Genomic DNA, 8,611 nt, shown 5'->3' with positions numbered 1-8,611 from the left:
GTGGTAGAGCATCGCCTTGCCAAGGCGAGGGTCGCGAGTTCGAATCTCGTCTTCCGCTCCATTATTTTTTATAGAACTATAAATAGAGTGGCGGCATAGCCAAGCGGTAAGGCATAAGTAGAGAACCGAAATTTCAAATTTCGTGTGAATCACTTAGTCATATACTTTGAGTATTGCAAAAAATTATAATGAAATTATAAATAGAGTGGCGGCATAGCCAAGCGGTAAGGCAGAGGACTGCAAATCCTTTACCCCCAGTTCGAATCTGGGTGCCGCCTCCATAAACTTCAGAGAAAGTCTTCCATTAAATAATGGTAGACTTTCTCTTTTTTTTGTAACTTAATGAATTTAAGTGTAATATTATAGTTATAAGTGAATGGAGTGATGAAAATGGGCAAAAGACAAAATCCTTTTATTCCAAAAGGAAAGGCAGACCTATTCGTTGTAGATGGTAGAGCAAAGGAAATAATATCGGAATTAGAAAGAATGAACACAAAAGTTATTTCTACAATTAGATGCCCTAAATTATATGATGCAATTTCATATCATCCTGATATTGTAATGCACCCAATAAGCCATAAAAAGATTATTGTAGCTCCTGAAGTGTATGAGTATTATAAGGAGAAGCTTAAAAAATATGGATTCAAAATATTGAAGGGAGAAAAAAAGCTTAAAGAAAAGTATCCTAATAATATAGCTTACAATGTTGCTAGGATATTTAACTACGCTATACATAATTTTAAATATACTGATGAAAAATTAAAGTTTTACTTAAAAAAAGAAGGAATAGAATTAGTAAATGTAAAACAAGGGTATACTAAATGTTCTGTTAGTATTGTTGGAGAAAAGGCTATAATGACTTCTGATATATCTATATATAAAACTTTGGGGAAATTAGGAATTGATACTTTATTAATTGAACAAGGATACATAGAATTACCAGGTATTAATTATGGATTTATTGGTGGGTCAACTGGATTACTTTCGGATAAAGAATTATTATTTACTGGTAGATATGATGATCACCCAAGTAGAAACAATATAAATAATTTTTTGAAAAAAAATCAGGTAATGGCAAATATTATTACTTCTGAAAAAATTATTGATTTAGGTTCAATTATTCCTTTAAATTGCAATTAATGCATGGGAAAGTAATGCATATACACATATCTAAAACAAATACTACTAATACAGTAGAAAGGAGTGAAATAATTGGAACTTCTCTGTATTGGAATTAAAGGTGAAGTTAAAGAAATAGATAATATTTTGAAGAAGAAAATAGATATCTTCGAAAAAGAAGATTTAGATATAAATAGACAAATAAAAAAAGTTGGAGAAACAACTTATCTTGATTATTCCCTTGCAAATGAAAAAAAATGTAAATATCCAGATATTAGAAATATATTTAAGCATTATATTGCAGGTGGAATTGCAGATATAATACTAGAATTTTATCAAGAGAGAATCATAGAAAAAATTATAGATGATAAATGTTTTTATTTGGACTTTGAAGAAAAAAGTAAATTGAAAGAAAATGCGGTTAAATATTTAGAAAACAATGATTATGTTATAACAGAGGGAATAACGTATAAAGTAAGTAAAAAAGCAAAAATATTAAAAGCTATTTTAGGTTATTTGGAGTTTAGTAATGAAATTAATATAGATGGATTTGTGAATTTTAGACTAAAGTTTTTTATTGATATGGTAGATGACGCTATAGATAAAACTTTAGAAGACTTTATTATTGAGAAAGAGTATCTAGAGTTTATTAAGATATTACAGTATTTTGTTGATATACAAACACCTAAAAAAGAATTAGTCAATGTAACCCTGGAGAGAAATAAATATACTTTGTATGACGAAAAAATGAATTTAATACAAAATGAATTTATGGAAGAATTTGCTGAAGAAATGTTTGATAATGACATGAATTACGATGATTTGCTAATTAGCTCTTTGATTACCATAGCACCAAATAAAATAGTAATTCATGCAGATAAGCATAATAAAGATAATCAAGTAATAGAAGTTATTCAAAATATTTTTGCAAATAAAAGTACTATTTGTGAAGGTTGTCAGCTATGTAAATCACTATCAAATTCACAAATAAATGGAAAAGCAAACAAAGAATAATGAAATAAACATATATCACCCTTTTCAACATTTAGCTACATTATTTTACTATTTTCATGAATGTGGTATAATTATGGAGTTAAAATATATATTGGGGTGATATTATGCTATTAGATATAATTATACTAGCCGTTATAGGAGCATTAATTGGATGGCTTACAAATATAATTGCCATAAAATTAATATTTAGACCACTTAATCCCATATCCATTCCCTTACTAGGTATTAAGTTTCAAGGGCTGATTCCTAAGAGGAGAAAAGAAGTAGCTAAAAGTATAGGGGAAGTTATTGAAGTTGAATTATTGTCAATGAAGGATATAGTAAATAAGTACATAGAAAATGAGGATTTTTCCCAAGTCAAATTTCTAATTTTCAAAAGGGTCCAAGAAATCATTGATGAAAAATTGCCTGCTATTATTCCAAGTAGTTTTAAGAAATCCATTTATAATTATTTAGAGGAAAAGATAAATGAAGAGGGAGATAGAATAATTAAAGACCTTGTAGAAAAGATGGTGGATAAGGCAGCAACAAAAGTCAGCTTAGCAGAAATAGTTGAAGAAAAAATCAACGAGTTTGATATTGAGAAGATTGAAGAAATTGTAATAGCTATTGCTAAAAAGGAATTAAAGCATATAGAGGTGTTAGGTGGAGTTTTAGGGTTTATAATTGGAATTATTCAAGGTGTGATAGTACTTGTAATAATGTAAAATCAATCTACTGTGTAGATTGGTTTTTTTATTTTTTCTTATGGTATAATTTAACTGAGGTGATCAATATGGTACAAAGCACAAAACGAGTAATAGCTGATACTCTAAAAGAATTTATGAATACAAAACCATTTGATAAGATTTCTGTAGTTGATATTGTTAATAAATGTGAAATTAATAGACAAACATTTTATTATCACTTTCAAGATAAATATGAACTCTTAGGTTGGATATTTAAGGAAGAAGCACTCTCTAAAATAAAGAATTATAAAACATATGCTACATGGCAAGAAGGATTCTTGAAAATATTTTTATATGTAAAGGATAATCGCAAGTTATGTATGAACACATTTCGTTCATTGGCGAGAGATCATCTCGATAATTTTCTCTATGATATTACATTCAAATTATTAATAGATGTAGTAAATGAAATTGCAGATGAATCAGAAGTTCAAGATAAAGAGCTTAGATTCATTGCAAACTTTTATAGTTTTGCTTTTATTGGGATATTAACCAATTGGATGATTGAAGGTATGAAGGAAAATCCAGAAGAAATAATAAATAATATTAACAAACTAATTGAAGGAGACATAAAAAGAGCTATTGAAAAATACAAGTAAAAAAACAGTGGAAACGACTTATTCAGTAAGAAATCTATTTAAGAAGTAACTTTTTTACAATCTACTTTAAGTGTATAAATTTTTGACAGAGTCACACTAATGTCTATATTAAAACAGTTTATAATCCATTATATTGTAATCATAGGATGTTAATAAATTAGAAAATTTATTGGAGGTATGATTCTATGAAAAGAGACTATGGAAATAAACATGTTTATTTTGTAGGTGGGGGAATTGCTTCACTTGCCGGAGCAGCTTATCTAATTCGTGATTGTGGTCTTGATGGTAAAAATATACATGTGCTTGAGAGTATGGACATACTAGGTGGAAGCAATGACGGTATTGGTGATAAAGGAAGTGGCTTTGTATGTCGTGGAGGACGTATGTTAAATGAAGAAACCTATGAAAATTTTTGGGAGCTATTTTCTTCAATTCCTTCAATAGAAAAAGAAGGAATGTCTGTAACTGAAGAAATTCTAGAATTTGATAAGGAGCATCCAACTCATTCAAATGCTCGTCTTATAGATAGGAATGCTAAAGTTTTAGATGTTATGTCAATGGGCTTTAATAACGAGGATCGTATTGCATTATTGAAATTATTACTCACTCCTGAAGAAAAGTTAGACAATTTAAAAATAAGCGACTGGTTTGCTAAATCACCTCATTTCTTTGAAACAAATTTCTGGTATATGTGGCAAACAACCTTTGCTTTTCAGAAGTGGTCAAGCTTATTTGAATTTAGACGTTATATGAATCGTATGATGTTAGAGTTTTCTCGTATTCAGACCTTAGAAGGAGTTACAAGAACTCCTTTAAATCAATATGATTCAGTTATCTTGCCTCTTAAGACTTATCTAAATGATCATAATGTGGATTTTAGCTTAAAATGTACAGTAACAGATTTAGATTTTAAAGACAATTCTGATATAACTGTAAAAGCTATTCATTATACTAAAGATGGTAATAATGACGAAATAATTGAACTTCAAGAAGGAGATTTATGCATTGTAACTAATGGTTGCATGACAGACTGTGCAACTTTAGGAGACTTTGATACTCCTGCTCCAATGAAGTCTGACAGACCAGTTGCCGGAGAACTATGGAAAAATATAGCTGCAAAAAAAGATGGATTAGGTAATCCAGAGCCTTTCTTTGGCAATCCTGAAGAAACTAACTGGGAGTCTTTTACTGTTACGATGAAAGGCGATAAACTATTAAAAATGATTGAGAAGTTTAGTCGTAATATTCCTGGCAGTGGTGCTTTGATGACATTCAAAGACTCGAATTGGCTAATGTCTATAGTTGTAGCAGCTCAACCTCACTTTAAGGGTCAAAGCGAAGACGAAACTATTTTCTGGGGATACGGACTATATACAGATAAAGTGGGAGATTATGTTAAAAAGCCTATGAGAGAATGTACAGGGGAAGAATTACTAATTGAGTTATTGTATCATCTTCAATTTGAAGATGAAATAGATGATATAATGAAGGATGTTATAAATGTTATACCTTGTATGATGCCTTATATAGTTTCGCAATTCCAACCTCGTGCTATGTCGGATAGACCTGCTGTTGTTCCAGAAGGCTCAACAAATTTTGCCATGATTAGCCAATTTGTTGAAATTCCTGAAGATATGGTATTTACAGAAGAGTATTCTGTACGTGCTGCAAGAACGGCTGTATATACTTTAATGGGGGTTAACAAAAAAATATGTCCTGTTACACCTTATCAATATGATATTAGAACATTATTTAATGGGTTTATTACATCATTTCGTTAAGAATAAACAATACAATAGTAAATTTAAATGCCACTTTTCTAATTAAGTGGCATTTTTTAATGGAACCTTATATCTCTTGTATATTGTGTCTAATTCATCGCCAGTTAAACTTTCTTTTTCAAGGAGATAGCTTGCTATATCATTAAGAATCATCTTATTGTCTTCAAGGATTTTTAAAGTATCCTCTAAGCAATAGTCTAGAATTTTTTTTATTTCACTATCAATCTTACTCTGATTATATTGATAATTTTCCTTTATTACAACATGACCAAATGAGCTCATCCCATATGTACAGACCATTTGTCGAGCAATTTCAGTTGCTTTCTCCAAATCGTTACTAGCTCCTGTAGTTATTTCTCCAAATGTAATTTCTTCAGCTGCTCTACCTCCTAAAAGAACTTTAATTTTATTTTCAAGCTCTTGTTTAGTTACTAGATATCTGTCTTCATCTGGAAAATTTAAAACATAACCTAGTGCTTGGCCTCTAGGAACGATAGATATCTTTTGAATCATATCAATTTTTAATATCTTTCCTATTAATGCGTGGCCAGCTTCATGATGGGCAACAATATTTTTTTCTTTTAGTAAAACTGAAGGATGTTTAACCTCTAATCCTGCCACTACTCTCTCTATGGCTGAATCAAAATGTACTATATCAATTTTCAGTTTTTTATTTCTTACTGCTATTATGGCAGCTTCATTAGCAATATTTGCAAGCTGTGCTCCTGAGAAACCGTGGGTTTTCTTTGCTATATCTTTGATATTTACACTAGTGTCTAATGGCTTATCCTTAGTGTGCACCTTAAGAATTTCTTCTCTTGAACGTACATTAGGATTGCCAATATGTATATGTCTATCAAATCTACCTGGTCTTAGAAGGGCTTCATCTAAGAGATCTAATCGATTGGTAGCTCCTATAACGACGACAGTGCTATTATCATTAAAACCATCCATTTCTACAAGAAGCTGGTTTAAGGTCTGATCTTTTTCATTATTGCTTTCAAGATTTCTTTTAGTTCCTATAGCATCAATTTCATCAATGAAAATTATGCTAGGAGCATCCTTTTTAGCCTTTTCAAATAAGCTTCTAACCCTCTTGGCTCCAACTCCAACATACTTTTCTACAAATTCAGATCCACTGGCATAAAGAAAATTTGAATTTGTTTCTCCAGCAACAGCCTTTGCTAATAGAGTTTTACCTGTACCTGGAGGACCATAAAAAAGAATTCCTCTAGGAATCTTGGCGCCCATTTTCATATATTTTTCTGAGTTGTTAATAAAATCAATAGTCTCTTGTAGCTCTTCCTTTACTTCATCTAGTCCAGCAACATCATTAAATGATACATCTGGTTTGTTATCATCCTTTGCTTTATCATCACTTTTCTTTTTTTCAGCGTTTATTGTAGCTGGGACTAGTTGTGGGCTCTGGTCTAGTTTTAAGTAATATACTAAAAGCCCTAAAGTAGTTATCCAAATTAATATCTTATCTCCAGCTGTTACATTACTGAAGCTTATATTATGAAAATAATCATTATAAGCTAAAATTGATGATAGGACGACACCGATGATAAATAAAGTAAATATAATTTTCTTTTTCAAAATATAACCACCTTTATTTATCTAAATTTTAATTAAAGATATTGTTCTTTAATTAAGATATGTAGTATTAGTTTAACCAATTGTTTTCTTAATATTAGAGAGTATTTTTAGAATATAACAGGAAAAAAATGAGAAAATAAAGATAGGAAATAGATATTATTTTTGTGAAAAATAAAAAAATATAAATTTTTCTTAAATAATCTTTTTGCGAAAAAGGGTTTTAAGTAAGATTATAAGGTGTATAATATTCTTAGATATTATATTTTAAATTTAAGTGTCATAATCATTAAGTTATAGGGGGTAAAAAAATGAGTTTAGAACAATTGATTAATAACTATAAAGATGAAATCGTCCAAAAGACTCAAGAACTAATAAAAATTAGAAGCGTAGAAGAAGAAGGCAAGCCAGGTATGCCTTTTGGAGAAGGACCTAATGAAGCATTGGAGTATGCCTTAAAGCTATCAGAAGAACTTGGTTTTAAAACAGAAAATTTTGATGGATATGCAGGACACGCTGATTTAGGTGAAGGAGAAGAAACAATAGGAGTTCTTGTTCACTTAGATGTTGTTCCAGAGGGAGAAGGCTGGACATATCCACCTTATGCAGCAGAGATACATAATGATAAAATTTATGGTAGAGGGACAATTGATGATAAAGGGCCAGCTATTGCAGCACTTTATGCAATGAAAGCTATTAAAGAGTCAGGTCTATCTTTAAATAAAAAGATAAGAATTATATTTGGTACTAATGAAGAAAGTGGATGGGGCGGAGTAAAATATTATTTTGATAAGGTTAAAGCTCCAAATATGGCCTTTACTCCTGATGCAGAATTCCCTGTTATACATGGAGAAAAGGGTATAAGTATATTTAAACTTAAAAAGAGTTTTGAGAACCAATGTAATGGAGATATTAAGATTAAAAGTATTAAAGGTGGAAATAGACCTAATATGGTTCCAGATTCTTGTACAGCAGTTTTAGAAGCAAATGGAGAATTACATGATGACATGAAAGATGCATTAAGTGATTTTGTAAGTAAAACAGGATATAAGATTACTCTAGAACAAGGAGATAATGAGGTTGTAGTGAGGTCAGAAGGGGTATCTGCCCATGGTAGTCTACCTCAATCAGGTAAAAATGCTGTATCTCAATTACTTCAATTCTTAGGCAGTGCAATTGAATGTGAAGGAGATATGATGGACTTCATTAAAGTATATAATGATAAAATTGGCATGGAATACAATGGTCAATCTATAGGTTGTGGTCTTGAAGACGATGTTTCTGGTAAACTTACATTTAATGTTGGTGTAATAGATATGGATGAAACTCAAGCAGAGGTCGTTGTAAACATCAGATATCCAATTAAGCATGAGCTTGAAAAAATTTATAATGGTATTAGAAAAGAATTAGATGGAACTAATATTGAGCTTGAAGAGGGAACTGATATGAAGCCTATATATGTACCAAAGGATCATCCATTAGTATCAAAGCTAATGAAGGTTTATAGAGAAGTTACTGGTGATGAAGAAACAGAACCTATTACTATAGGTGGAGGAACATATGCAAGGGCTCTGGATAATGCAGTTGCATTTGGACCATTATTCCCAGGGCAAGAAGAATTGGCTCATCAAAAGGATGAATATATTGAAATTGAATCCCTTATAAAAAATGCTTTAATTTATGCAAAAGCACTATATGAATTAGCAAAGTAAACTCGTTCTGCTCAAGCAGAACATCGGGACTTCAGATGGAGACTCCACTCCACCTGAAGAGA

General features: G+C 30.7%; 7 protein-coding genes and 1 tRNA gene. 7 read left to right on the top strand and 1 reads right to left on the bottom strand.

Annotated features, from left to right (window positions below; translation table 11 throughout):
• The first annotated feature begins 207 nt into the window (after window positions 1-207).
• From JMO20_RS14090 to JMO20_RS14065, 6 genes are all read left to right on the top strand, one after another.
• A tRNA-Cys gene (locus JMO20_RS14090) sits at window positions 208-281 on the top strand.
• Between the two features lie 109 nt (window positions 282-390).
• A complete protein-coding gene (locus JMO20_RS14085; protein ID WP_202710332.1) occupies window positions 391-1,140 on the top strand; it encodes a DUF6873 family GME fold protein in 750 nt (249 codons plus the stop codon).
• A 72-nt stretch (window positions 1,141-1,212) separates the two neighbouring features.
• A complete protein-coding gene (gene ytxC / locus JMO20_RS14080; protein ID WP_202710331.1) occupies window positions 1,213-2,133 on the top strand; it encodes a putative sporulation protein YtxC in 921 nt (306 codons plus the stop codon).
• A 104-nt stretch (window positions 2,134-2,237) separates the two neighbouring features.
• Complete coding sequence (locus JMO20_RS14075) at window positions 2,238-2,840, top strand: DUF445 domain-containing protein (protein WP_202710330.1); 603 nt, start codon at window positions 2,238-2,240, stop codon at window positions 2,838-2,840.
• A 68-nt stretch (window positions 2,841-2,908) separates the two neighbouring features.
• The gene (dhaS, locus tag JMO20_RS14070) at window positions 2,909-3,460 is read left to right on the top strand and encodes a dihydroxyacetone kinase transcriptional activator DhaS (RefSeq protein ID WP_202710329.1); all 552 of its coding nucleotides are present in this window, start codon (window positions 2,909-2,911) and stop codon (window positions 3,458-3,460) included.
• A 185-nt stretch (window positions 3,461-3,645) separates the two neighbouring features.
• Window positions 3,646-5,241, top strand: a complete 1,596-nt coding sequence (locus tag JMO20_RS14065; protein ID WP_202710328.1) for an oleate hydratase — start codon at window positions 3,646-3,648, stop codon at window positions 5,239-5,241.
• A gap of 42 nt (window positions 5,242-5,283) precedes the next feature.
• Here the strand turns inward: JMO20_RS14065 and ftsH are convergent, their stop codons facing one another.
• Window positions 5,284-6,840 carry an ATP-dependent zinc metalloprotease FtsH gene (gene ftsH / locus JMO20_RS14060; protein WP_207753511.1) on the bottom strand — a complete coding sequence of 519 codons (1,557 nt, stop codon included), beginning with the start codon at window positions 6,838-6,840 and terminating at the stop codon, window positions 5,284-5,286.
• 308 nt (window positions 6,841-7,148) lie between these two features.
• Here ftsH and pepV point away from each other — a divergent pair, with 308 nt between their 5' ends.
• Window positions 7,149-8,549, top strand: coding sequence for a dipeptidase PepV (pepV, locus tag JMO20_RS14055; protein WP_202710327.1), 1,401 nt, complete (start codon window positions 7,149-7,151; stop codon window positions 8,547-8,549).
• Window positions 8,550-8,611 lie beyond the last annotated feature (62 nt).

Source organism: Sporosalibacterium faouarense (assembly GCF_016765695.1).
GTDB classification, from domain to species: Bacteria; Bacillota; Clostridia; order Tissierellales; family VENL01; genus Sporosalibacterium; species Sporosalibacterium faouarense.
This window is presented reverse-complemented; position numbering and strand designations above follow the sequence as displayed.

Bases quoted from the DNA above. Each gene is read 5' to 3' on its own strand.
- JMO20_RS14085 (WP_202710332.1), top strand. From the start codon at position 391: ATGGGCAAAAGACAAAATCCTTTTATTCCAAAAGGAAAGGCAGACCTA.
- pepV (WP_202710327.1), top strand. From the start codon at position 7,149: ATGAGTTTAGAACAATTGATTAATAACTATAAAGATGAAATCGTCCAA.
- JMO20_RS14065 (WP_202710328.1), top strand. From the start codon at position 3,646: ATGAAAAGAGACTATGGAAATAAACATGTTTATTTTGTAGGTGGGGGA.
- JMO20_RS14075 (WP_202710330.1), top strand. From the start codon at position 2,238: ATGCTATTAGATATAATTATACTAGCCGTTATAGGAGCATTAATTGGA.
- dhaS (WP_202710329.1), top strand. From the start codon at position 2,909: ATGGTACAAAGCACAAAACGAGTAATAGCTGATACTCTAAAAGAATTT.